The 23,705-nt window shown below is 59.5% G+C and carries 18 protein-coding genes; 13 read left to right on the forward strand and 5 right to left on the reverse strand.

Annotated features, from left to right (window positions below; translation table 11 throughout):
* Positions 1–1,324: 1,324 nt before the first annotated feature.
* The 3 genes from HMPREF2779_RS01080 to HMPREF2779_RS01090 form a co-directional block, all read right to left on the reverse strand.
* On the reverse strand, positions 1,325–2,080 hold the full coding sequence (locus HMPREF2779_RS01080; RefSeq protein ID WP_070685990.1) for an HAD family hydrolase: 756 nt from the start codon (positions 2,078–2,080) through the stop codon (positions 1,325–1,327).
* A 203-nt stretch (positions 2,081–2,283) separates the two neighbouring features.
* Positions 2,284–3,705 (reverse strand): FtsX-like permease family protein, encoded by a 1,422-nt coding sequence (locus HMPREF2779_RS01085; RefSeq protein WP_070685992.1) that lies wholly within the window; start codon positions 3,703–3,705, stop codon positions 2,284–2,286.
* The gene (locus HMPREF2779_RS01090; RefSeq protein WP_105360623.1) at positions 3,705–4,697 is read right to left on the reverse strand and encodes an ABC transporter ATP-binding protein; all 993 of its coding nucleotides are present in this window, start codon (positions 4,695–4,697) and stop codon (positions 3,705–3,707) included. Before HMPREF2779_RS01090 ends, HMPREF2779_RS01085 begins: the two co-directional genes overlap by 1 nt.
* A gap of 283 nt (positions 4,698–4,980) precedes the next feature.
* On the opposite strand from HMPREF2779_RS01090, the gene HMPREF2779_RS01095 reads away from it, so the two are divergent.
* From HMPREF2779_RS01095 to HMPREF2779_RS01130, 8 genes are all read left to right on the forward strand, one after another.
* Complete coding sequence (locus HMPREF2779_RS01095) at positions 4,981–6,270, forward strand: 2-carboxy-D-arabinitol-1-phosphatase (protein WP_049338391.1); 1,290 nt, start codon at positions 4,981–4,983, stop codon at positions 6,268–6,270.
* Between the two features lie 19 nt (positions 6,271–6,289).
* Positions 6,290–6,724 (forward strand): VanZ family protein, encoded by a 435-nt coding sequence (locus HMPREF2779_RS01100; RefSeq protein ID WP_005508166.1) that lies wholly within the window; start codon positions 6,290–6,292, stop codon positions 6,722–6,724.
* A gap of 421 nt (positions 6,725–7,145) precedes the next feature.
* Positions 7,146–7,937 carry a DeoR/GlpR family DNA-binding transcription regulator gene (locus HMPREF2779_RS01105; RefSeq protein WP_005504500.1) on the forward strand — a complete coding sequence of 264 codons (792 nt, stop codon included), beginning with the start codon at positions 7,146–7,148 and terminating at the stop codon, positions 7,935–7,937.
* On the forward strand, positions 7,937–8,887 hold the full coding sequence (locus tag HMPREF2779_RS01110) for a 1-phosphofructokinase family hexose kinase (protein WP_105360610.1): 951 nt from the start codon (positions 7,937–7,939) through the stop codon (positions 8,885–8,887). The genes HMPREF2779_RS01105 and HMPREF2779_RS01110 overlap by 1 nt, the downstream gene beginning before the upstream one ends.
* Before the next feature lie 191 nt (positions 8,888–9,078).
* Entirely contained in the window at positions 9,079–11,088 is a 2,010-nt protein-coding gene (locus tag HMPREF2779_RS01115) for a PTS fructose transporter subunit IIABC (protein ID WP_105360611.1), read from the forward strand.
* Positions 11,089–11,188: 100 nt separating this feature from the next.
* A complete protein-coding gene (ptsP, locus tag HMPREF2779_RS01120) occupies positions 11,189–12,883 on the forward strand; it encodes a phosphoenolpyruvate--protein phosphotransferase (protein WP_105360624.1) in 1,695 nt (564 codons plus the stop codon).
* A 233-nt stretch (positions 12,884–13,116) separates the two neighbouring features.
* Positions 13,117–13,395, forward strand: coding sequence for an HPr family phosphocarrier protein (locus tag HMPREF2779_RS01125; RefSeq protein WP_005504506.1), 279 nt, complete (start codon positions 13,117–13,119; stop codon positions 13,393–13,395).
* Between the two features lie 418 nt (positions 13,396–13,813).
* The gene (locus HMPREF2779_RS01130; protein ID WP_070686004.1) at positions 13,814–15,952 is read left to right on the forward strand and encodes a threonine/serine exporter family protein; all 2,139 of its coding nucleotides are present in this window, start codon (positions 13,814–13,816) and stop codon (positions 15,950–15,952) included.
* Between the two features lie 139 nt (positions 15,953–16,091).
* On the opposite strand, the gene HMPREF2779_RS01135 is transcribed toward HMPREF2779_RS01130, so the two are convergent.
* Positions 16,092–16,763: a uracil-DNA glycosylase gene (locus HMPREF2779_RS01135; RefSeq protein WP_105360612.1), complete on the reverse strand. Its 672-nt coding sequence runs from the start codon at positions 16,761–16,763 to the stop codon at positions 16,092–16,094.
* Positions 16,764–16,933: 170 nt separating this feature from the next.
* Here HMPREF2779_RS01135 and HMPREF2779_RS01140 point away from each other — a divergent pair, with 170 nt between their 5' ends.
* From HMPREF2779_RS01140 to rlmC, 4 genes are all read left to right on the forward strand, one after another.
* Positions 16,934–17,257, forward strand: a complete 324-nt coding sequence (locus HMPREF2779_RS01140; RefSeq protein WP_105360613.1) for a DUF3263 domain-containing protein — start codon at positions 16,934–16,936, stop codon at positions 17,255–17,257.
* A 261-nt stretch (positions 17,258–17,518) separates the two neighbouring features.
* Entirely contained in the window at positions 17,519–18,091 is a 573-nt protein-coding gene (locus HMPREF2779_RS01145; protein ID WP_105360614.1) for a LytR C-terminal domain-containing protein, read from the forward strand.
* Between the two features lie 369 nt (positions 18,092–18,460).
* On the forward strand, positions 18,461–20,083 hold the full coding sequence (gene groL, locus HMPREF2779_RS01150) for a chaperonin GroEL (RefSeq protein WP_070686012.1): 1,623 nt from the start codon (positions 18,461–18,463) through the stop codon (positions 20,081–20,083).
* 207 nt (positions 20,084–20,290) lie between these two features.
* A complete protein-coding gene (gene rlmC, locus HMPREF2779_RS01155) occupies positions 20,291–21,424 on the forward strand; it encodes a 23S rRNA (uracil(747)-C(5))-methyltransferase RlmC (protein ID WP_070686014.1) in 1,134 nt (377 codons plus the stop codon).
* A gap of 103 nt (positions 21,425–21,527) precedes the next feature.
* On the opposite strand, the gene HMPREF2779_RS01160 is transcribed toward rlmC, so the two are convergent.
* Entirely contained in the window at positions 21,528–22,034 is a 507-nt protein-coding gene (locus HMPREF2779_RS01160) for a mycothiol transferase (protein WP_105360615.1), read from the reverse strand.
* A gap of 246 nt (positions 22,035–22,280) precedes the next feature.
* Here HMPREF2779_RS01160 and HMPREF2779_RS01165 point away from each other — a divergent pair, with 246 nt between their 5' ends.
* Positions 22,281–23,690 (forward strand): FAD-dependent oxidoreductase, encoded by a 1,410-nt coding sequence (locus HMPREF2779_RS01165; RefSeq protein ID WP_070686018.1) that lies wholly within the window; start codon positions 22,281–22,283, stop codon positions 23,688–23,690.
* The last annotated feature ends 15 nt before the right edge of the window (positions 23,691–23,705 follow it).

Here is a 23,705-nt window from a genome sequence, read left to right on the forward strand (position 1 = left end):
CCCCGGTCTGCTCCTTGAGGAGCGGGCCGGGGGTCTTTCTTGATGCTACCTATCAGGTGAGGCTGTGGGGCGGGCGCCTCTTAGTTCTGCGCCGCCTCCGACTGCTGTGCCGCCTCAAGCTTGGCGATCCAGGTGCGCACCAGCGAAAAAGCATACGCACCTAGGAAAGAAGAAGAGAGGTGGGTGAAAGCAGCAGGGGAAGTGAAGACTGTTTACCGCTGTATCTGCGATAAGAACCTAGAAATGTTTAAGGCAGAGGAGCATCTGAAGCGCATTAAGACGACTTAGGATGCAAGTTTGCTGAGGAGAGAGAACGGGCTGGGAGCTTTAGCAGCTAAACACTATAGTTTGTAGTGGCGCAAATTATTATTGAATTATTACTAAAATAATCTTGACTCCCATTTTGCTGATTGATATCATAAAAGTGTTCCGGTTCATATTAAGCTAGAGATATCATCAACAGCTAGAGAAGGACAGGCAATGAAAAATTTTAGTAAGTCAATCGTAAGTTGTATTTCTGCAACTGTAGCGATAGGTATATCTGGGTTGGCGAGCTATCCTGCTCACGCAGAATCCACTGCTCCACAAAGCGTCTCATCTGTTTCACCTACTTTAGGTAGCTTTTCTACAAACTCAAACGAAACGGGGTATACCACCACTGAAAGCAAAAATTGAATAAATATCTGAGGTGATTAAGTTGGTCGATACTAGATACATACCGGTACCTGAATTATGTTTCGCAGGTTATTCTTTCTATTATTTTACATCTTCGCATGATTCAATGTTTTATAATGTTGCCGGTATTTTAATTCTTTGTGGATTTGTTGGGTACTCTGCATATCGTGCAAATAAGAACTACGTACAACCTGCGGCATCCTTCATAAAATCCGTATTTTTTATGTTGGCTGTGGTAATTTTACAAGTGTATTGGCTTGACCCTTTGGCTCAGGTTGTAGTTCTACTTATGAGTATCCTGTACGCTTTTGTTTTCTATAAGCAACAGCCGAAATAAGCATCCTTGGACTTCTAAAACACCTAGCATCACGAGAACCTGCCAATGTTCAGGTTCTCGTGATGTTTTGTATTGGTACCGTTTAGTGAGACTTTGGAAAAGTAGCGCTCCGCGAGAGTGCTGATGAGGTCAAAGGGCTACAAGAGCGGGTGCTAGAGAGGCAGCTGATAAGCATAGAAGACCCCCGGTCTGCTCCTTGAGGAGCGGGCCGGGGTCTTTCTTGATGCTGCCTGCCAGGTGGGGCGGTGAGGCGGTGAGGTGTCTACGGTAGGTGCTTAGCCCTGCTGCTTAGCCCTGCGCCGCCATAGACTGCTATGCCTCAGACTGCTGTGCCGCCTCAAGCTTGGCGATCCAGGTGCGTGCCGCCTCCCAGAGCTGCGGGTCATTGAACGAATCGAAGCGCCCAAAACCGGCCGGTGCCTTTGCCGGGTCGGTGCCTCCCGGAACGTAAATCATGACCTTCGTACCGGCGTCACGTGCCGCCTGCGCGCCCGCGGGGGAGTCCTCGAACGCCAGCGCCTCGTGACCTTCAAAGCCGAGGCGACGTGCCGCCTCCAGGTACATGTCCGGGGCGGGCTTACCGGTCGGAACGTCGTTGCTGCTGACCCAGGTGCGCACCAGCGGGGCGTAACCGTAGCTTTCCATCTTCAGGGTCAGAATGTTCGCGGTGGAGTTCGACGCCACCGCAACCGGCATGTGCTCGCTCAGGAAGCCCAGGAACTTCTGCGCACCCTCAATCAGGTCCACGCCGGAGCTGATGACCTCGTGCTCGGTGGTGAGCAGGTCCTTCATCACGCGTTCATGGTGCTCGGCGTACTCTGCGGAGGTGGTGTCCGGCTTCTGGCCGTTCTGCGCCTCGTAGGAGAGCAGTGCAAGCTCCTCGGCGACATCGGCTGCCGCCAGGCCGGTGAGGCGGTGCTCGACCTCTTCGGTGAAGGGAACAGACCAACGGGCGAAAAGCTCACGCTGCACATCGTTCCAGACGGTCTCGGAGTCGAGGAGGATGCCGTCGCAGTCGAAGATTGCGCAGCGGGGGAACCAATCGGAGGGTACTGTGTGTTCAAACATAATGTCAGTCTCTCACAGGGCTTTAGGCTATGGAAGCGGTGGCCCGGTGCGTGAGAAAACATGCAGAGCGCAAACCGGGTGAGGGTACAAAAGCACGCACTATAAGCACACAACACAAAAGCACACAGCACATCAGCAGACATAAAGAAACCCTCCCGCCGCATCCAGAACGGATGCAACGGGAGGGCAGAAGCTAAAACAGCTTAGAGAGCGGACACCGGCTTATGAGTCACCTGACGCATAAACGGAATGGTCGCCAACAGGCCCACATAGACCAGTGCCAGACCCAGCGCAATAGCGCCGAAGGTCATACCGAACATCTTCGCCAGAATCTCACCGGAAAGACCCTGCGCCGCAATCAACGCCGTCAGCGGCAGACCCAGTAGCGCAGAAACCACGCTAATGAGCACCAGCGGACCGAAAACCACGGTAAGGCGCGAAGCCTGCAACATCCTTGTGGGGGTACCCATCATATTCAGCGAAGAGTACAGCGAACCACGCTCGTAAATGGCGGCGCTCTGATTCAGCACTGCGGAGAGGGTGACCAGCAGGTACGAGAAGAACAGCATGAGCAGCATGCCCTGGAACATGTCCGACATGATGGTCATGAAGGGACCGGCGGCGGGGCCTACCTCCTTCGCAGTTTTGTTCATCTCACCCGCCAGAATCAGGATGGGGCCGAAGAAGGTCACCAAGAAGGTCGACAGTGCCACACCCGAAACCTGACGCCACGCCCCGCGCGGGGACTCTAGCACCGCACGATAACCCAGCAGAACCGACGCCTTCTGGGTCATGCGCACACGAATCTTTGCGTACGCCCACACCAGGAAGGTACCAATCAGGTCGATAGCAACCATCATCAGCAGACCCGGCAGAGCAATGAAAATCGCTAGGTTCTTAATCGCGCTATCGGCACCGCCGTCCTGGAAGGGTGAGAACATGCTAAAACCCTTCGAGGTCGAAGCCAGAATCATCACGGCAATGACCAGAACAACACCGATACCCAGAGCAATGTAACCGGCGGAACCAGCCTTCGCGCGGGTACGCACACCCAGCGGGCTGATGCTGACCTTCGCCAAACCGAACAGGGAGCTCAGAGCCGCCAGAACCATACAACCCAGGAAGCAGTAGAAAATCACGCTCACGGGCAGGAGCATATTCTCAGCACCCAGCGGAACGTTCATGAAGTGCATGGCACCGAACGGGAAAATCAGCACCAGGTAAAGCAACAGACCGATGATGAAGCCCACGAGGGAGTACACCAGCGCGTCCGCAACCGACAGACCCACAATCAGGGTCGTGGAGGCACCAATCAGGCGCAGGGACGCCAGACGCTCATCACGGCGGCGGGCACTCAAACGAGCAGCCGAAGCGCCCAAGGTAAAGAGCGGAACAATCAGCACCAGAGCGGCAACCCACGCCAAACCCATGTAGAGCTTCTGAATGCCCATCAGGTTCACCAGTTCGTGGTCAACGTTGGCGGCGTGGTCAAGCCAGGTGCTCAGCGCCTGAACACCACCGGCAACCGTCAAAAACAGTGCCGAGGAGGCGGCAAAAGCCAGCACGGGAAGAATCGCCTGCGAACTCCATAGGGTTCGTTTGGCGAGTAGAGCGTAGATTTGCATTATGCACCTGCCTGAGACTGAGCGCCGAGGTTCTGGGCACCGGGGTTCTGTGCGGGAACACCGCCCTGGTTATTGCGCTGGTCGCTCACAATCTGACCGTCCTGCAGGTACACCACGCGGGAGCACGCCGCCGCCACGTTCGGGTCGTGAGTAACCACCAGCAGAGTCTTGCCCTGCTGCGGAATCATGGTCAGGAGCAGAGCCATCACCTCGCGGGCGGTCTTCGAATCCAGCGCACCGGTCGGCTCATCCGCGAAAGTTACGGGGGCGCCGTTCACCTGGGAGCGGGCAATCGCCACACGCTGAGCCTGACCACCGGACATCTCACCCATACGGCGGTCCAGCATCTGACCCAGACCCAGACGGTTCAGCAGGTCAGCGGAAATGGAACGCGCCTGCTGGCGGGGAACACCGGCAATCATCGCGGCGAGGGAGACGTTCTCCTCCGCGGTCAGCTCGGGAACCAGCAGACCCTGCTGGAACACGAAACCAAACGAGTTAGCGCGCAGGGAGGTGCGCTCACGCTCGCTGAGGGACTCCACCGCCACCTGACCGGTGGGGCCATTGAACAGCACAGAACCGGCATCGAGCTTGATAATGCCCGAGAGTGCGTGCAACAGGGTGGTCTTACCGGAACCGGAAGGACCCATAATCGCCACGGACTCGCCGGGGAAAATATCCAGGCTCACGTTACGCAGCACCGGGTTATTGCCGTACGACTTGTGCAGGTTACGGGCAGAAATAATCGCGCCGCGCGCGAAGGGTGCCTGCTGCATCTGCTGAGGTGCCTGCGCCAGGTAGCCCTGCTGGCCCTGGTAGTAGCCTGCCTGACTCTGCTGGTTAGGCTGACCGGGCTGACCGGACTGACCCTGCTGGGGCTGACCGGGCTGAGCGGAATACTGACCGGCAGGCTGCGCCGCCTGCGGAGGGGTCATTGAATACGGGTTCTGAGCCTGGAACTGCGGGTTCTGAGATTGAGGATTCTGCGTCATGACAACCTTCATTGGGTATGAACTAACGGAAGTACACTTCTATCATCTCAGCTTCTTGGCGGCTCACCCCTCCGTCTGGGGGCTGAAAAATATGGGAAAACCCTGAAAAAATTCGCCCGACCGGGCGCTCAACCACCCCGCAGCTCATACCGCGGTATGAGTGCGCCTCAGTAGAAGGGATAAGCCGCGCACCCCTTGAACTGCACTGAGGCTTTGAACTGCACCGAGGCCTTGAACTGCACCGAGGCCTTGAACTGCATGGAGGCAGTGCCATACTAGAAAGATGACCGACGCACAGAACACCCCCATCATCACTCCGGTAGCCGACCCCGAGGCAGGAACCCGCATCATCTTCCTGCGCCACGGCCAGACCGACTGGAACATTGACCACCGCTTCCAGGGCGGCACCGACATCCCCCTCAACGACACCGGCAGGGAGCAGGTCCGCACCGCTATTGGTGCCCTGCAACAGGCAGCAGCTGAGGGCACCACCGTGGACGCTATCGTCTCCTCACCCCTTTCCCGCGCCGTAGAAAGCGCCGAAATCGTAGCCGAAGGCCTGGGCGTACCCTACCGCGGTGCCGTTGACGGCTTCCAGGAACGTTCCTTTGGCGACCTGGAAGGCCAGATCGCTACCCGCGAGCTGATTCTCGCCTCCCGCCAGTCCAACAATGCTTTCAATGTGGAACCGAAGAAGGACTTCCTCGCCCGCTCCCTCGCGGCGCTGAACCGCGTCCGCCGCGAATACGAGGGTCAGACCGTTGTGGTCGCCGCGCACGGCATGCTGATTGCCATGACCATGACCGCCCTGGTCGCTGAACGCCACCCCGAACTGCTCAACGAGGACGGCATCTACCCGATCCCGGTGAACGCCTCCCTGACCGAGGTGCCCCTGCAGTACCTGGACGACGCGATCGACCGCCTGGTTGTGCAGCACCTGGAGCCCGAGCTGAGCCCCGAAGAGGTCCCGGCGGGTGCCGAGAACACGACCCTCACCCTGATCCGTCACGGCCAGACCGACTGGAACAAGGCGAACCTGATGCAGGGCATCACCGACATTCCGCTCAATGACACCGGCCGCGAACAGGCACGCACCACCGGCAAGAAGCTCGCCGACATGGGTCTGGAGTTCACCGTGCTGGTGTCCTCGCCGCTCTCCCGCGCCCACGAGACCGCGCAACTGGTCGGTGAGCACTTCGACCTGCAGGTGCACAAGACCTACCCCGAACTGGTGGAACGCGCCTACGGTGCCGGCGAGGGCCTGGACATTCCCGCCCCCGAACGCCGCGCCCCGGAACGCTACTACCCGAACGTGGAATCCGAACGTGACGTGTACGTTCGTGCGGTGCGTACCCTGCGCAATATCGTGCGTGAACTCTCTGAAGCCGCGGGCGACCAGAAGATTATTGCCGTCAGCCACGGCAGCTTTATCCGCCGCGCCCTCTCCGCAGCGGCCGGTGAAGAATGGACCGTGACCGTGCCGAACGCCGAACCGCTCACGATTGACGTGCCGGGCCTGTTCGCGTGGGACTCGAGCAAGCAGTTCGACGAGGTGGGTCGCCTTGTTTGGTAAAAGTTGGTCTAGCGCTCGCGTGTGGCGGCTGATTCTCTGGCCGGTCACGGCGCTGTACTGCGCGGTGGTGGCGAGTATTGTGTTCGCCCCCGTGCACGTGGACGATAACGAGATGGGCGGCCGCCTGGCGCAGCTGCTGGATACCGGCCACGCTGAGGGTTGGTTGCCTGCGTTCATTACCTATTCGAGCATTGAGCAGCTTTCGAACGTCATCATGTTCATTCCGGGCGGTTTTCTTTTCGCCCTGCTGCTCAAGCCGAAGGCTCGCCCGCACGTGCTGTACTCGGGATTTTTGGTCAGCGCCTGCATTGAGACGATCCAGAGTTTCATGCCTGATCGCACCGGCGACCCGGTGGATGTGCTGATGAACGGTTCGGGTGCCCTGCTGGGTGCGGCGGGTGCTTTGGGCGTGCATCGTTGGCGTCGCGTGCGTCGCGAACGCAAGGGCAAGTAAACGAGCACCCAAATAAGCGCGCATTAATTGCACATGTTCTGCTGGTGGAGGCGCCGGTTCCGAGGGTTTCTCGGAGCCGGCGCCTCCACTTTTTGCCCTGCTGTGGGTGTGCTGGCGGGGCCTATCAACACCGTGGGTGGTGGGGGAGAGGTAAAACCCAACAGTTCATTAGGTCAAACAGACATAAACAGGCAACAGCTCGCAAATAGGTGTGGTTTCGGTAGGGAACAATCGGGTAATATTCCGGCAAATACAGCGTTTTATATTGACTTGCCCACAAAAACCCACATAAAATCAAGTATTACCCTAAAGCGTTCTGTCGGTTCGCTGAAACCATGTCTCTCACGGTCCTGAAAGCCGAGCAGAACGCAGAAAAGAACGCACAGATTTCCTCCCACTAGCCCAAAGGAACACCAGATTTATGTTCGCAGAAGAACGCCGTGCCGAAATTGCAAAGCTTGTTGCCTCCGCACGTCGTGTCAACGGCGCTGACCTTGCGCGCCGTTACGATGTGACCATGGAGACCGTGCGTCGTGACCTCGCCGCACTGGAAGAAGCAGGTAAGCTCCGCCGTGTCCACGGTGGTGCTGTCACCATTGAACAGTCCACCTCCCTGGAGTCCTCCATCTCCTCCCGACAGGGCATGAATACTCCCGAAAAGCGCCGCATCGCCACCAAGGCATACCAGATGCTGCGCGACTCCGAGGCGGGCTCCATTGTCCTGGACGCAGGCTCCACCATCGAAATTCTTGCCGACCACATCGGCGCCGAAAACTTCAGCCTCAAGACCGGCAACGACCGCATCGTCATCACCCATGCACTGCACATTGCAGTCAAGCTCGCCGAAGCTGAAGGCGTGACCCTTGAGCTGGTTGGCGGCCAGCTGCGCAAGATGACCTGGGCTGCTGTTGGTGCACGCGCCGCAGAGCACTTCGGCACCATGCGCCCCGATATTGCTTTCATTGGTGCCAACGGTATCGAAGCCCACTTCGGCATCTCCACCCCCGGCATGAACGAAGCCATCGTCAAGACCGCAATTTGCAAGGCGGCCCGCCGCGTGGTCTTGCTCTGTGACTCCGCGAAGTTCGGTCAGGAATCCCTGGTCCGCTTCGCCGGATTTGAGGATATTGACACCCTCATTACCGATCGCGAGCCCGAAGGTGCTCTCCGTCAGGCGCTCGAGGCCGCAAACGTTGAGATTGTGATTGCCTAATGATTATTACTCTGACCGCCAACCCCAGCCTGGACCGCACCATTGAACTCGGTGCGCCCCTGGCCCACGGTGCCGTGCAGCGTGCTGTCGGCGCCGTACAGGATCCCGGTGGCAAGGGCGTGAATATTTCCCGCGCCCTGCAGGTTTCCGGCGTGCCGACCCTCGCCATTGTGCCCGGTGAAGCCACCGACCCGGTGCTGACCGCACTGCAGGCTGTGGACGTTGAGTTCGCTAACCTGCCCACCGGTGAGCCGATTCGCTCGAACATCACCGTGGTTGACCCGGATGGCACCACCACCAAGCTGAACGCCCCCGGCACCGTTTTTGATGCTGAACTGCGTCAGAAGCTGGACGAGCTGGTGGTTGAGCGTTCCAAGGGTGCCGACTGGGTGGTTTTGGCTGGTTCGCTGCCTCCGGGTCTGGAACCGACCTACTACTCCGAGCTGGTGGCGGCACTGCGCGCCTCCGGCTACGAGGGCATGATTGCTATTGATACCTCTGAGGCGCCGCTGATTGCGACCGTCGCCGGTGAGCACAAGCCCACCCTGATTAAGCCCAACTCGGAGGAGCTGGCTCAGCTGACCGTTAGCGATAACTGGGAGGAGCTGGAGGCTAGCCCCGAGCTGACCGCTCGCACCGCCCAGAAGCTGCTCGGCGACGGCATCGAGTACGTGCTTGCCACCCTCGGCGGCGGCGGTGCAGTGCTGGTCACTGAGCAGGGTATCTGGCACGCTGTGCACGAGCCGATTCAGGTTCGTAGCACTGTGGGTGCCGGTGACTCATCGCTGTCCGGTTTCTTGATTGCTCACACTCGTGGTGAGGACGCCCCCGGTTGCCTGGTTCAGGCGGTAGCTCACGGTTCGGCTGCTGCTGCTCTGCCCGGTACCCGTATGCCTTCGCTGGAGCAGACCACTCCTGAGAAGGTCACTGTTCGTCAGCTGCAGCTCTAATTCGGGCTGTTTTCGCACCTCCAGCTTTTATTCTCAGAAGAGAATATAAGCTGGGGTGCGGTGCGCATATGTACACGCATATACGCACGCTACACACTCAACACACACTGCGCACACTTTGAACTCATATAGGGGAGAAGCCCGGCACCACTGAGCGAATCCCCACCCCAATACATACCCGAGGAGGGAATATGTCTGATCTGATCACCGCAGATCTCGTCCTGCTGGACGAGAACCTCGGCGAGACCCGATTCGACGTAATTGCCAAGCTCGCCCAGGCAGTCGTAAATGCCGGACGCGCTACCGACTTCGAGCAGCTCTACGCGGCTGCCGAGGCACGCGAATCCAAGACCGACACCGGTATCCCCGGCGGTATTGCGATTCCGCACTGCCGCAGTGCCGCCGTCACCGAGCCGACCCTGGCAATGGCACGCCCTAACCCGGCAGTTTCCTTCGGTGCAAAGGACGGCCCCGCCGACCTGATTTTCTTCATCGCTGCACCCGATGGCGCTGACCAGGCCCACCTGAAGCTGCTCTCCACCCTGGCACGCTCCCTGATGAAGAAGAGCTTCACTGCGTCCCTGCGCGAAGCCTCCTCGGCTGAAGAGATCGTTGAGCTGGTCAACGATGCGCTCGGCGTGGGCGAGAAGAAGGCAGAGGCTAAGCCCGCCGAGGCTGCACCCGCCGCCGCACCTGCCGCCTCCGCTCAGGAAACCCCCGCTGCTTCGGCTCCGGTGAAGAAGATTGTTGCTGTGACCGCATGCCCCACCGGTATCGCTCACACCTACATGGCTGCCGACGCCCTCAAGTACGCTGCTGAAGAGCTCGGCTACGACCTGAAGGTTGAGACTCAGGGCTCCTCGGGTAATGAGAAGCTGGCTCAGGCTGATATTGACGCCGCAGACGCCGTGATTTTTGCGGTGTCCGTGAACGTGCGTGAGCGTAACCGCTTCGCAGGTAAGCCCTTCGTTGAGTCTCCCGTCAAGCGCGGTATTGACGAGCCTAAGGAAATGATTGCGGAGGCTCTGGCTGAGGCTGAGAACCCCAACGGTGCACGCGTTGCCGCTGCCGCATCCAGCGGTGAGGACAGCACAGGTGCTACCGAAGGCGCTTGGGGCTCGCGCATCTACAAGGCCGTGATGACCGGTATCTCCTACATGATTCCGTTCGTTGCTGCCGGCGGTATTCTGGTCGCCCTGGGCTTCGTTTTCGAGGCAATTACGGTGCCGAACCTTGGTGATGTGAACACCAAGGCGATTCTCGACTCGGCAACCCTGTTCAACCTCGGTGATGTGCACTGGACCCTGTACCTGGGTGCTGTTCTGCAGACCATCGGTGGTTTCGGTCTGAGCCTGATGGTTCCGGCTCTTGCCGCGTACATTGCGTACGGTTTGGCTCAGCGTCCCGGTATTGCTCCGGGCTTCATCGCCGGTTCGGTGGCTCTTGCGGTGAACGCGGGCTTCCTTGGCGGTATTGTTGGCGGTATTCTCGCCGGTCTGATTGCGTACGCTCTGGGTACCCTGAAGCTGCCCCGCTGGCTTGGCTCGATGATGCCCGTGGTCATCACCCCGCTGGTGACTTCTCTGGTTGCCGGCCTGGCAATGTACCTGCTGCTCGGTGCGCCCCTGGCGTGGGTTATGACCACCCTGCAGGATTGGCTGACCTCCATGTCTGGTGGTTCCGCTCTGCTGCTGGGCCTGATCCTGGGCGCCATGATGGCTTCTGACCTGGGTGGCCCCATCAACAAGGCTGCTTACCTCTTCGCAACCGCTGGCCTGTCTTCGGGTGCGACCGTGAACCAGGAAATCATGGCTGCCGTCATTATTTCCGGTATGGTTCCGCCGCTGGCTATGGCTCTGGCAACCACCCTGCGCCCCAAGCTGTTCAACGAGAACGAGCGTGAGAACGGTAAGGCTGCGTGGCTGCTGGGTGCATCCTTCATCTCTGAGGGTGCTATTCCCTTCGCTTCGGCTGACCCGGCTCGCGTGATTCCTTCGACCATTGTTGGTGGCGCTATTGCCGGTGCAATCTCCATGGGTGCGCACGTGGCTTCCCCGGCTCCGCACGGTGGTATTTGGATTATTGGTCTGGCGCAGAACCCGCTGATGTTCCTGGCAGCTGTTGTTGCCGGTACCGTCGTTTCGGCGCTGTTGTACGTGGTGCTGAAGTCCCTGGGTGCCCGCTCTAAGGCATCCGCATAATGGCCGTATAACCTCACCTTCATTTGATTGTCTGTTTGCAGGCGTGAGCGTGAAAAAACACGTTACACTGTAGACAAACCACAGATAGGACATGAACTCTATGACTACCTACAAGGGCGTCGGCGTATACGCCGGCCGCGTTATTGGCCCCGTTCTTCAGATGCCTAAGCCCATCGAGGAACCCAAGGACGGTCTGCGTCTGAGCGGTGAGACCGCTGAGGCTGCAGCGCAGCGCATCAAGGACGCATCGGTCCGCGTCAAGGAAGACCTGCTGGCTCGCGCAGAGAACGCAGGTCGCGACGGTAAGGCTGTTCTGAAGTCCACCTCTCAGATGGCTACCGACCGTGCACTCATCAAGAGCGCTATCAAGCTGGTTGAGAGCCAGGAGATGGCTCCCGAGCGCGCAATCTGGGAGGCTGCGACCTCCTTCGCAGACCAGATGGCTGCCCTGGGTGGCTACATGGCTGAGCGCGTCACCGACATCCACGACGTGCGTGCCCGCATCGTTGCTGAGCTGACCGGCCAGCAGGCTCCCGGCATCCCCGTTTCTGATAAGCCGTTCATCCTGGCTGCTATTGACCTGGCGCCGGCTGATACCGCGACTCTGGACCCCGAGAAGGTTATCGCCCTGATCACCTCTGACGGTGGCCCCCAGGCACACACCGCTATTCTGGCTCGCGGCCTGGGCCTGCCCGCTATTGTGGCGGCTAAGGGCGTGACCGAGATTGCTGACGGCACCATCGTCTACGTGGACTCCAACGAAGGCATAGTTGACACCGAGCCCACCGACGCTGACCGCGAAGCAGCAATCAAGTACGCAAACCGTAAGCCCGTCGCTGACTTTGGCGGTCAGGGCGTGTTGGCTGATGGCACCCGCGTTGAGCTGTACGCAAACGTTGGTGACGGCAAGTCCGCTGAGAAGGCTGCAAGCCTGAAGGCTGAGGGTGTTGGCCTGCTCCGCACCGAGTTCGGCTTCCTGGGCCACGACTCTGAGCCTTCTATCGAGACTCAGGCTAAGACCTACAAGTCCGTGTTTGACGCATTCCCCGGCAAGCACATTGTGGTTCGTACCCTGGACGCTGGCGCTGACAAGCCCCTGCCGTTCCTGAACGTGAACCCCGAAGAGAACCCCGCACTGGGTGTTCGTGGCTTCCGTACCGACTGGACCGTTCCGGGCGTTCTGACCCGCCAGCTGGAGGCTATTAAGGCTGCTTCGGAGAACTCCGACGCTGACATCTGGGTTATGGCTCCGATGATTTCGACCACCTCCGAGGCACGCAACTTCGCGAACATGCTCAAGGAGATTGGCCTGCCCGTTCACGGTGTGATGGTTGAGACCCCCGCAGCTGTGATGAACGCTGAGGCAATCCTGGGCGAGGTCGACTTCGTGTCTATCGGCACCAACGACCTGACCCAGTACACTATGGCGGCTGACCGCCTGCTGGGCGACCTGGCGCACCTGAACAACCCCTGGCAGCCTGCAGTGCTGAAGATGATTAAGATGACCGTTGAGGGTGCTCAGCGTGCATCGGTCACCGCGGGTAAGAAGAAGTACGTGAGCGTCTGTGGTGAGGCTGCGGCTGACCCGGCTCTGGCTGTTGTTCTGATTGGTCTGGGTGTTGATACCCTGTCCATGAACGCTGGCGCTATCCCCGCTGTGGCTGCGGTTCTGAAGTCCGTGACCAAGGAGAAGGCACAGCAGATTGCGGCTATCGCTCTGCAGCAGATTTCTTCTGCTGAGGCGAAGGAGAGCGCACGCAAGGCTCTGCCGATTCTGGACGAGCTGGGCCTCTAAGCTTAAAACGATTTCGGGGCTGCCTGCCGCTCCTTGATGGGGTGTGCTGGGCGGTGCCTGAGTCCATAAAAATGCCGGGTGTAGAGTTTTATTTCTGCATTCGGCATTTTTGGTACTTGTTAGCGTATGGCTGAACGGTACAATTTATAGAGTAAGGGCGGGTCCTGAAGCGCCCCGTTCATTTAGAATAGGTACTGATATATTTTCGGTTCCTTGATCAAAGGAGAAACATAATGGCAGAGCGCGAAGCCACTATTGCAAGCCGTGTTGGCCTGCACGCACGTCCGGCAGCTATCTTCGCTGAGGCAGCTGGCGACCTCCCCGTTGAGGTGACCATCGCTGCTAAGGGTGAGCCCGCAGATGAGGCTATGGACGCTGCATCGATTCTGTCCCTGATGTCCCTGGGTGCAAAGCACGGCGACGTTGTTGTCCTGCGCGCTGAGGGCGAAGGTGCTGAAGAGGCTCTGGACTCGCTGGTTAAGATCCTCGAGACCGACCACGACGCTGAGTAATTGACTTTCGCCTCTGAGGTGACCCCCGAGCGGTGCGCTTCAGATGCTGTGAAGGCTAATGGCCTTAAGGCGTGAATATCCCGTCACTTCGGTGACGGGATATTTTTTGTTATGAATAATTCATTTTTTATTGAGGTGCGAGGGGGAGTAAGTGGGGGATATTTCTATGCAAATCTTAATGTATATATAACCTTTATTTTTCCTCAAAAATAGCTCTAGAAATATCTCCCAAAATATCTTCTGTACAGTAGTGACCTGGATTTTTCTTCATATCAATGAAGCTTTCTGCCGTAAGTGCCGCAGAGCGCTTTTTGCTCACAAAATCACCGGGCAGAAAAGTGATATTTCTGCTCTTCAGTGCTACCGCAGAATCGTGCCCTTGTTAGACTAAAAAGGCACTGTCTATCTGGGAGGGACATTGGCAGAATCGAGGAACACCCCCGCGACCCCCACATCGCGGGAAGCTTCGCATGCAGGCGAAGCAAACACTGCCGCAACGGAAGGAAGCGAGCAGAATACCACCGCGGGCTATATCGCCGGTAAACGCGGTTTTCCCCTGGTTTCACTAGACCAGGTCACCGACGAGAAATTGCGCCGCGTGCTGGCTCAGCAGGCCGTCTCCGCGACAAACCAGGAGGGCACCGTCGCTGCAGAAGCTGTCAGTGATGTACTCCAGGAAGCCGCAGCGGATATGGGCATCACCGCGCAGGAGCCGGTTGAGCCCGCCAGCGACCCCGAACTCACCCCTAACGGCCACGGCGCGCGTACCGTCATTGACCCCTCCCTCGTGCCTGATGATGATCTGGACGCCTACCGTGAAGACCCGAACCCCGTCACCTCCAGCAACTTGGTAACCGAGGCGGCGCTGACCCGCCCCTCCCAGCCGGTGCCCATGACCGGCATGATTCCGCAGGTGCCCAACTCTCACGCAGCCCGACGCTACGGTGCGGATCCTACCGCCGTGCCGAAGACCGGGCCCGTCTCGATGCCCACCACCTCCGTACCGCTGGTTGAGGGCGGCTCTCGCGGCCTGTTTGGGCGCGGTAGCGGTGGTCGCTGGGGTTCGCGTCGCTTCCGCTCCTTCGTGCGCACTGAGGAGGCGGCACCCGCCGCCCCGCGCGGTGCCCAGCGCATCGCGCAGCGTCAGTTCGTGCCGACTATCCGGTCTGACGAGCATGAGCGCCGTGAGGCGTTCCGCCGTGAGAAGGAGTACGCGCGCGATACCCTGAACTTCACCCTGCGCCTGGCGGAGGCGATGTTCCACTACGGCGCGGACGCAATGGATGTGGACTCGGCGATTATTGCGGTGTCTTCGGCGTACGGGCTGGACTCGGTGGAAGTCGACATTACGAACCAGTCGGTGACCATCAACTACACGTCGGACCCCGATATTTACATGGAATCCCGCATCGCCAAGCGCAATGCGAACGCTGACGAGCGCTTTACCCATACCCTGGTGCGTGTGGTGCGTTCCTCTACGGAGAACTACGAGGCGCTTTCTGAAGTGTACGGCCTGATCTACAAGATCACTCGGGGCGGTATGACTCTAGAAATCGCCGATTTGAAGCTGAACCAGATTACGCACCGACCCAAGCCGTTTCCGCCTCTGGTGGTGTGGTTGGCGAACCTGGCGTGTGCTGGAACCCTGACGGCGGCGCTGGGTGCAAGTTTTGCGACGGCGTTGAGTGCGGCGATTATTTTTATTCCGGTGTACCTGCTGATTCAGTGGTTGAGTTCGATTGGTATTCCGGCGTTCTTCCGTATGGCTGCTAGTGCGGGTCTGATGACCTTCTTGGCGATTTGGCTGGGCGGTGAGGGATCCATTCTTTCGGTGTTGCAGCGTCAGGGGGAGGCGATTTCGGCGCCTCTGGTGGTGGCTGCGGGCATGATTATGTTCTTGCCAACACCGCGTCTGGTGGGTGCCGTGCAGGATGCGATTAATGGCTTCCCGGTGACGGCTGCGGGTCGTTTCGTGTCTACGGGCATGAGCTTCTTGGGTCTGGTGGTTGGCATTGCGACCGCGGTGAGTGCGATCAATATTTTCAACGGTCCGACCCTGGATATTGAGCAGCTGCGTTTTGAGCCGACGACCCCGCTGGTGGCGTCGTTCTTCTTCCTGGTGGCGATTGCGACCTTTGCGATTACCTTGCAGACGAAGCTGGTGAAGGTCGGGTGGCTGATGGTCATCACGGGCTGCGGTCTGGCGGCGTATTACGGTTATGAGCTGCTGGCTGGCCCGAGTACTGGTCGCGGTCCGACGGCGTGTGCGGCGGTTGTGATTGGTGCGTTGAGCACGTATTTTGCGTACCGTCTGCATGTGCCTCAGGCGATTTTCTCGATTCCTGCGATTACGTTCTTGTTGCCGGGTCTGTCGTTCTTCCGTGGCATGTATTTGTTGACGGTTGAGACGGACGTGATTCTGGGTATGCAGAATATGATTACGGCGGTTTCGATTGTGGTGGCGATGGCTTCGGGTGTTGCGTTGGGTAATTACACGATGCAGTATGCGCTACAGCGTTTTACGACTCCGCGAAACGTGGAACCGGCGGATTCTTAGCCCTCTTTCAAGGGTATATAGCCAATATTGCATATATTGGATATTGGGAAGGGGCGGTAGCTTGCAAGTTCAACTCACAGGCTACCGCCCCTTCACTATCCCTATTGCGCCAGCTCATACACTGGCTCATGTGCTGCGCCTAGCGGACCGTCCAATCCACCGGCTCTTCCCCCTGCTGCACAAGCAAAGAATTCACCGTCGAAAACGGGCGCGAACCAAAGAAACCACGACGAGCAGACAGCGGCGAAGGATGCGCCGACTCCACGCTCGGGTACGGCTGCAACATGGGTGCGCACTTGCGTGCATCCGCACCCCACAGCAGACCCACCAGCGGCTGGTTACGCGCCACCAGGGCACGGATAGCGCACTCGGTAATCTCCTCCCAACCCTTGCCGCGGTGCGAACCCGCATCAGACTCACGCACCGTCAAAACCCTGTTGAGCAGCATGACGCCCTCATCAGCCCAACAGGACAGATCGCCGTGATCAGCCGGGGCAATACCCAGATCGTCCTCAAGTTCCTTGTAAATATTGTTCAGCGAACGAGGCAACGGCATACCGCGGTGCACCGAGAACGACAGACCCATCGCATTGCCCGGAGTAGGGTAGGGGTCCTGACCAATAATGAGGACCTTTACCCCGCTCATCGGGCGGCGGAACGCATTGAAAATATCGGCAGTAGGCGGGAACGTACGGTACCCAGCCGCGTGCTCCTCACGCAGGAAAGCGCCCATGGCGTGAATCTGCTCTTCGACGGGGGCAAGTGCTGCCGCCCAATCCTCGCTCATAATGTTGCTGAGGGGCTGGTTCATAAATCTCCTCGGGGAATCTCCTGGTGCTGATGCGACCCGGACGGTGACGGGGCCGGGTGCGGGCTGAATGTTTCTCCTCTAGACTGAGTTTCTCTTCTAGACTAGGGGATGACGGATGCACGCGCTAGGAGACGCCAGCCGCGGCAGGCGAGCTACAGACAGGAGGGAACATGACAGAACAGGAATGCGCCGAAACCGCTGAGATCCAGGCAGAGGCAGGGGCTCATGCGGAGGCAGAGAACCAGGTAGAAACACAGAATCAGCCGGAAGTGCAGCAGCAGCCCGGCGGCCTGACCCCGGTGGAGCGCCGCATCCTTGAGGTGGAGCGCCGCCGCTTCAAGCACCAGGGCTCCAAAGAGAAGGCGATTATCGCCGCCGGATTTACTCCGATTGCCTACTATCAGCGCCTGAACGTGATGCTCGATGATGAGCGGGTACGTGCCGCAGCGCCGCAGATTATCGAGGTTCTGCGCGCCCGCCGAGACGCTGACTAGGAGCTCGAACTGGGGGAGCTGTGGGAGCTTTCCAACTCCTGCTTTCAACCCCGCGCACCTCAAGTTCAACCAGAGATTGAACACTGTGCGGTGTCCGTCTCTTTCACAGCCGGTTGCGGGGCGTTCACGTTGGTTCTCGCTAGTTGAGCCGGTACTCTAGGTACTAGAACACCAAGACCGCACCTTCCGTAGCCGCGCCCGCGCGCCCGGTAGGGCGGTACGGTACCAGCCGGTAAACAGAGACCCGTGAAATGAGGATAAATGAGCTACCCCCGCGACGAATTTGACGAGGTAGACGAAAATACCGCCCGCCGCGGAACCTACCGTGCGGTCAATGCTGACCCGGCAAAGAGCCCCAAGGGCGCTATCCCCCTGGTAGCTGCAGGCGTAGTTGGTCTGCTCATCGGCGGCGCAATGTACGTGTACGCGCCGCGCACCGCCTCCCCGCAGTATTCGGCGTCCACCGCGAAGAGTAGCTCCGCCCCCGCAAGCGCGTCGGCGTCCTCTGCGCCGGCTAAGGCTTCCGTATCGGCAAGCGCTACGAAGACCGGTCTGGCTGAGTCCATCTCTGTGGCGGTCTACAATGCGGCGGCTCCGGCGGGTAGCGCATCCGGTGCGGCGGCACTGCTGACCGGTTATACCATCAGCGAGACGGCAAACTACACGGGTGCGGCACCGGCAACCAGCGTGGTCTACTATGCTGAGGGCTACCAGTCGCAGGCGCAGAGCATCGCTTCGAAGCTGGATATTTCGCAGGTACGACAGGCAACCGCCAGTGTTGAGATGGGTAACCACGAGGTGATTGTGGTGCTGGCTTCCGATTACACCGGCTAGGCCCCGGCGTCCGCCGCTTTGTAATTACAAACTTTCATCAACCCCACTCGTGCAATTCCACTGATGCGCCGGGTGGGGTTGATGCTTTTAACACCCCTCACGCGCCCCCGGCGGGCACACCGATAACGCCCCTTTTGGCGGGGTTGATGAGCGCAGATTAAGCACTGGGCGATTAACCCTTCAACCTTGGGCTTAAACGTTTGCTCCATGCCGGTGCGGGTGCCACAATTGATGTAGCATTCGGGTGCTTTATGCCCTACTCTGCCCGCGCCTGCGTAACGGGGGCGTTGTGGAGGGGCAGCCACCCGATTTAGATGTACCGCACCCGCAGGGGTGAAGGAAAAAATCCGATCGTCCAGGAGGACACTTATGGCAAAGCTCATTGCTTTTGACGAAGAGGCACGCCGCGGCCTTGAGCGCGGTTTGAACACCCTCGCCGATGCAGTGAAGGTGACCCTCGGCCCCCGCGGCCGCAACGTTGTGCTGGAGAAGGCGTGGGGCGCCCCCACCATCACCAACGACGGTGTCTCGATCGCGAAGGAAATCGAGCTGGAGGATCCGTACGAGAAGATTGGTGCGGAGCTCGTCAAGGAAGTTGCTAAGAAGACTGACGACATCGCAGGTGACGGTACCACCACCGCTACCGTTCTGGCTCAGGCACTGGTTCGCGAGGGCCTGCGCAACGTGGCTGCTGGCGCTGACCCGCTGAGCCTCAAGCGCGGCATTGAGAAGGCTGTTGAGGCTGTGACCGAGGCTCTGCTCTCCTCCGCAAAGGAAGTTGAGACCGAGGAAGAGATCGCTGCAACCGCGTCTATTTCCGCTGGCGACGCTGAGATCGGCAAGCTCATTGCTGAGGCAATGGAGAAGGTCGGCAAGGAAGGCGTCATCACCGTTGAGGACTCCAACACTTTCGGTCTGCACCTCGAACTGACTGAGGGCATGCGCTTCGACAAGGGCTTCCTGTCCGGTTACTTCGTGACCGACCCGGAGCGTCAGGAAGCAGTCCTGGAGGACCCCTACATCCTGGTTGTGAACCAGAAGATTTCGAACGTTAAGGACCTCGTCCCCGTCCTGGAGAAGGTCATGCAGTCCGGCAAGCCGCTGCTGATCGTTGCTGAGGACGTTGAGGGTGAGGCTCTGGCTCTGCTGGTGCTGAACAAGATGCGCGGCTCCATCAAGTCTGTTGCTGTGAAGGCTCCGGGCTTCGGTGACCGCCGTAAGGCTCAGATGGCTGATATCGCTATCCTTACCGGTGGCCAGGTCATTACCGAAGAGGTTGGCCTGTCCCTGGACGCAGCAACCCTGGACATGCTCGGTTCCGCTCGCAAGGTCGTTGTGACCAAGGACGAGACCACCATCATTGAGGGTGCAGGCGATGCAGTGGCTATTGAGGGTCGCGTGGCTCAGATTCGCGCAGAGATTGCTAACTCTGACTCCGACTACGACCGTGAGAAGCTGCAGGAGCGCCTGGCTAAGCTCGCTGGTGGTGTTGCTGTGCTGAAGGCTGGTGCCGCAACTGAGGTTGAGCTGAAGGAGCGCAAGCACCGCATTGAGGATGCTGTGCGTAACGCTAAGGCTGCTGTTGAGGAGGGTATCGTCCCCGGTGGTGGCGTTGCTCTGATTCAGGCTGGAGTGAAGGTCTTCGACAAGCTGGAGCTGACCGGCGACGAGGCGACCGGCGCGAACATTGTGCGCGTGGCTATTGACGCACCGCTGAAGCAGATCGCTGCTAACGCTGGTCTGGAGCCGGGTGTTGTGGTTGACCGCGTTCGTTCCCTGCCTGCTGGTACCGGTCTGAACGCTGCGACCGGCGAGTACGAGGATCTGATGGCTGCTGGTATTGCTGACCCGGTGAAGGTGACCCGTTCGGCTCTGCAGAACGCTGCGTCGATTGCTGGTCTGTTCCTGACCACTGAGGCTGTTGTTGCGAACAAGCCGGAGCCCGCTGGTGCGGCTGCTCCCGGTGCGGACGCAATGGGCGGAATGATGTAGTAAAAATTTATCCCTGATGGGGTAAATTTCTACGGAATCCGTGGCACGCGAAGCGTGACCCGGTGGTGACCTAACGCTGGTACCCAAACCGGCGCAGGTCCACGCATCCGTATGAGGCGGGGGCGGCTACCCATGAAGGGTGGCCGCCCCCGCTTTTGTGTGCCCATGCGTCCTGTCCCGGCGGTGGAGGCGGTAGAATGGCTCCTTATGGAATGCGCCTATTTTCGTGATGACCTCTGCTCCTCCTGCCCCAGCATTGAGACCGCCTACACCGCGCAGGTGCAGGCGAAGCAGGAGCACGCCCGCGCCCTGCTCGCTAACTACCCGCAGCTGCAGTGGCTGGACCCGGTGACCAGCGCGGAGGCGGGCTTCCGCAACAAGGCGAAGCTCGTGGTGGGTGGTTCGGCGAAGAACCCGACCCTCGGCATCGTGGATTACCGTACGGGCGCCTCCACGGATCTTGGCGCATGCCCGCTCTATATGGAGCCGATTCAGGCGGCTATTCCGGTGCTGCGTGAGCTGATTCAGCGCGCGGACCTGACCCCCTATGACATTCCGAATCGTCGCGGTGAGCTGAAGAATATTCTGGTGACTGCTTCGGCGGCGGGTGAGCTGATGGTGCGTTTCGTGTTGCGTTCGAAGAAGCTGCTGGTGCCGATTCGCCGTCAGATGGACTGGCTGCAGGAGCGGCTGCCGAACCTGGCGGTGCTGTCGGTGAACCTGCTGCGTGAGCCGGTGGCGCGCGTTGAGGGTGATGAGGAGATTATCCTTTCGGAGCGTCAGACTCTGCCGATGCAGGTGAACGACCTGACTCTGCATTTGCGTCCGCAGAGCTTCTTCCAGACGAACACGAAGGTTGCTGAGGCGATGTACGCGCAGGGTCGTGAGTGGGTGCGTGAGGTGGCTCCGCGCTCGCTGTGGGACCTGTACTGTGGCGTGGGTGGTTTTGCTCTGCATGCCGCTTCGGTGATGGACGGCGGCTCGGTGACGGGCATTGAGATTAGTGCGGAGGCGGTCGCTTCGGCGCAGCGCACGGTCGCTGAGTACGGCCTGGAGGGTGTGGACTTTTCGGCTCAGGATGCGCCGGAGTTCGCGGTGTCTTCTGGCACGGTGCCGCAGATGCTGGTGGTGAACCCGCCGCGCCGCGGTATTGGTGAGAGCTTGTGCGCGTGGATTGAGGGTTCGGGTATTGACCGCGTGGTATATTCGAGCTGTAACGCCGTGACTTTGGCGAAGGATCTGGGGCGCATGCCCTCGTTTGCGCCGGTGCAGGGCCGTGTGCTGGACATGTTCCCGCATACGGACCACTACGAGGTCATGGTGCTGCTGCAGAGGCAGTAGCGGCTTTTAGATGTGTAGGCGGTGGCGTCTCGGACGGTTGTGTCCGAGGCGCCACCGCCTTTTCATGCCCCCTAGCGGGCGTGAAATCCTGCGCCGCGAAATCCTAGGCGGCGAGAATACCCGCCACGTACGCCGCCTGACCCACGTGCTGCGCCGCATCGTCAATCATGCTGACCAGACGCACACCGCGAGTCACCGGCGGAGTCCACGAACGGTCAATAACCTCACTCAAATCAGCCTCGCTCAGCGTCTGTGCGTAGGCCGCGAGCGCCTCGCCGGTCGCCACAAGGTACTCCACCAGCAGGGCAGAATCTTCAACCACGATGGAACGCGCCTGCTCTGCGGCGTGGCCGTAGCCCATGGTGTCGCCCAGCTCGCCCAGGTTGAAGCGTTCCCTGAAGCCCTGAGCCTCCCAGATCTGCGGCTGACCGTTGAGGGCGGAGAGCTGCATGTCCATCTGTCGTCCGGCGTGCCAGAGCAGCCAGGCGATAGAGTTCGGGTGCCCGCCCGGGTGGGCGTTGAGCGCCTCGGGGGATAGCCCCTTGACGGCTACGGCGGCTTCGATACCGGGGCGGCTGGCGGCGTCACGCAGAATATCGTGGGTGTTCATGGAGTCCTCCTGAATTTGCTGGCTTCCTTTAGGCCGGCTTCTTGTAGGGAGCCGGGTAGTTTTAGTCTACGCCCGCGCGGGCTCTGAGGGGTGGCTGTGGAAGAAGGGAGGGGGCTTTGCTCACTTCCTAGCGGTGGGGGCGTGAATTGGGGTGGCAAGAAAAAATGTGGTGCACGGGAATAATGCTCATTTCTTTGCGTTGAACTCTGTGAAGACATCATCATCTAAATTTCACAGGAGAATATTATGACCACCCCCGCTCAGCTGCACTTTGACATGGTCGTCATTGGCTTCGGCAAGGGCGGCAAGACCCTCGCCGGCGCATACGCTAAGACCGGCAAGAACGTTGCCCTCATCGAACAGTCCACCGGCATGTACGGCGGCACCTGCATTAACATCGGTTGCGTACCCACCAAGGCGCTCGTGCACCGCGCCGACGAGTTCCGCGCCAGCGGCGAGCGTAGCCTTGAAGAGGCAAACGCTGCCTACGAATCCGCCGTGGTTTTCCGTGACAAGCTGACCGGCATGATGCGCGCCAAGAACCGCGAGATCCTGCTGTCCAACGAGACCGCTAAGCTCATTGACGGTCACGCACGTTTCATCTCCGACACCGAGGTTGAGGTCACCGCGGGCGAGGACACCCTGCGCGTTACCGCCGACTACTTCATCGTCAACACCGGTGCCGTGTCGGTTATCCCGCCGATTGAGGGTATCCGCGAATCTGAGCGTGTGCTCACCTCCACCGAGCTGCAGAAGCTCACCCCGCGCCCCAAGCGCCTGGGCATTATCGGTGGTGGCCCCATCGGTGTTGAGTTCGCCGGTATTTTCTCCTCCTACGGTACCGAGGTGACCATTCTGGACGGCGTACCCGCCCTCTTCGGCCGCTACGATGAGGACGTTGCCCAGATTGCCCGCGAGATTATCGCAGACCAGGACATTACCGCTCACACCGGCGTGCGTGTGCAGTCCTTCAAAGACGGCGCTGACTCGGTGACCGTGACCTACCTCGACTCCGAGGGCGCTACCCGGGAGCTGGAGGTGGACTACGTGATGGTTGCGACCGGCCGCAAGCCCGCCACCGAGGGTCTGGGCCTGGAGAACACCAGCATCGAAACCAACGACCACGGCGCAATTGTCGTGGATGAGCACCTGCGCAGCACCGTGCCGAACATTTTCGCGCTCGGTGACGTGAACGGCGGCCCGCAGTTCACCTACATCTCCATGGATGACTACCGCGTGGTGCTCTCCCAGCTGGTCGGTGACGGTTCCCGCTCCACTAAGGATCGCAAGGCAGTGGCTTCGACCATTTACATGAACCCGCCGCTGTCTTCCGTGGGTCTGACCGAGCGTGAGGCGATTGAGGCTGGCCACAAGGTGAAGGTCGCTTCGAAGCCGGTTGCCGCGGTTGCCGCGATGCCGCGCGCGAAGACCCAGGAGAACCCGCGCGGCATCATGAAGTTCGTGATTGACGCGCAGAGCGACCAGATTCTGGGTGCCCAGCTGCTGGTAATCGAGTCCATGGAGGTCATTAACCTGGTGGCTCTGGCGATGCGCCATGGCATTACTGCTTCGCAGCTGCGCGATGAGATTTACACTCACCCCTCGATCACTGAGGGTCTGAATGAGGTTCTTGCCGTCGCGGCGCCCGTGAACTAGTTGAACTAGAATCGC

The sequence above is a fragment of the Rothia sp. HMSC069C03 genome (genome assembly GCF_001811075.1).
Classification (GTDB): Bacteria; Actinomycetota; Actinomycetes; order Actinomycetales; family Micrococcaceae; genus Rothia; species Rothia mucilaginosa.

Bases quoted from the DNA above. Each gene is read 5' to 3' on its own strand.
- HMPREF2779_RS01080 (WP_070685990.1), bottom strand. From the start codon at position 2,080: ATGTTTGAACACACAGTACCCTCCGATTGGTTCCCCCGCTGCGCAATC.
- HMPREF2779_RS01085 (WP_070685992.1), bottom strand. From the start codon at position 3,705: ATGCAAATCTACGCTCTACTCGCCAAACGAACCCTATGGAGTTCGCAG.
- HMPREF2779_RS01090 (WP_105360623.1), bottom strand. From the start codon at position 4,697: ATGACGCAGAATCCTCAATCTCAGAACCCGCAGTTCCAGGCTCAGAAC.
- HMPREF2779_RS01095 (WP_049338391.1), top strand. From the start codon at position 4,981: ATGACCGACGCACAGAACACCCCCATCATCACTCCGGTAGCCGACCCC.
- HMPREF2779_RS01105 (WP_005504500.1), top strand. From the start codon at position 7,146: ATGTTCGCAGAAGAACGCCGTGCCGAAATTGCAAAGCTTGTTGCCTCC.
- HMPREF2779_RS01110 (WP_105360610.1), top strand. From the start codon at position 7,937: ATGATTATTACTCTGACCGCCAACCCCAGCCTGGACCGCACCATTGAA.
- HMPREF2779_RS01115 (WP_105360611.1), top strand. From the start codon at position 9,079: ATGTCTGATCTGATCACCGCAGATCTCGTCCTGCTGGACGAGAACCTC.
- ptsP (WP_105360624.1), top strand. From the start codon at position 11,189: ATGACTACCTACAAGGGCGTCGGCGTATACGCCGGCCGCGTTATTGGC.
- HMPREF2779_RS01125 (WP_005504506.1), top strand. From the start codon at position 13,117: ATGGCAGAGCGCGAAGCCACTATTGCAAGCCGTGTTGGCCTGCACGCA.
- HMPREF2779_RS01135 (WP_105360612.1), bottom strand. From the start codon at position 16,763: ATGAACCAGCCCCTCAGCAACATTATGAGCGAGGATTGGGCGGCAGCA.
- HMPREF2779_RS01140 (WP_105360613.1), top strand. From the start codon at position 16,934: ATGACAGAACAGGAATGCGCCGAAACCGCTGAGATCCAGGCAGAGGCA.
- HMPREF2779_RS01145 (WP_105360614.1), top strand. From the start codon at position 17,519: ATGAGCTACCCCCGCGACGAATTTGACGAGGTAGACGAAAATACCGCC.
- groL (WP_070686012.1), top strand. From the start codon at position 18,461: ATGGCAAAGCTCATTGCTTTTGACGAAGAGGCACGCCGCGGCCTTGAG.
- rlmC (WP_070686014.1), top strand. From the start codon at position 20,291: ATGGAATGCGCCTATTTTCGTGATGACCTCTGCTCCTCCTGCCCCAGC.
- HMPREF2779_RS01160 (WP_105360615.1), bottom strand. From the start codon at position 22,034: ATGAACACCCACGATATTCTGCGTGACGCCGCCAGCCGCCCCGGTATC.
- HMPREF2779_RS01165 (WP_070686018.1), top strand. From the start codon at position 22,281: ATGACCACCCCCGCTCAGCTGCACTTTGACATGGTCGTCATTGGCTTC.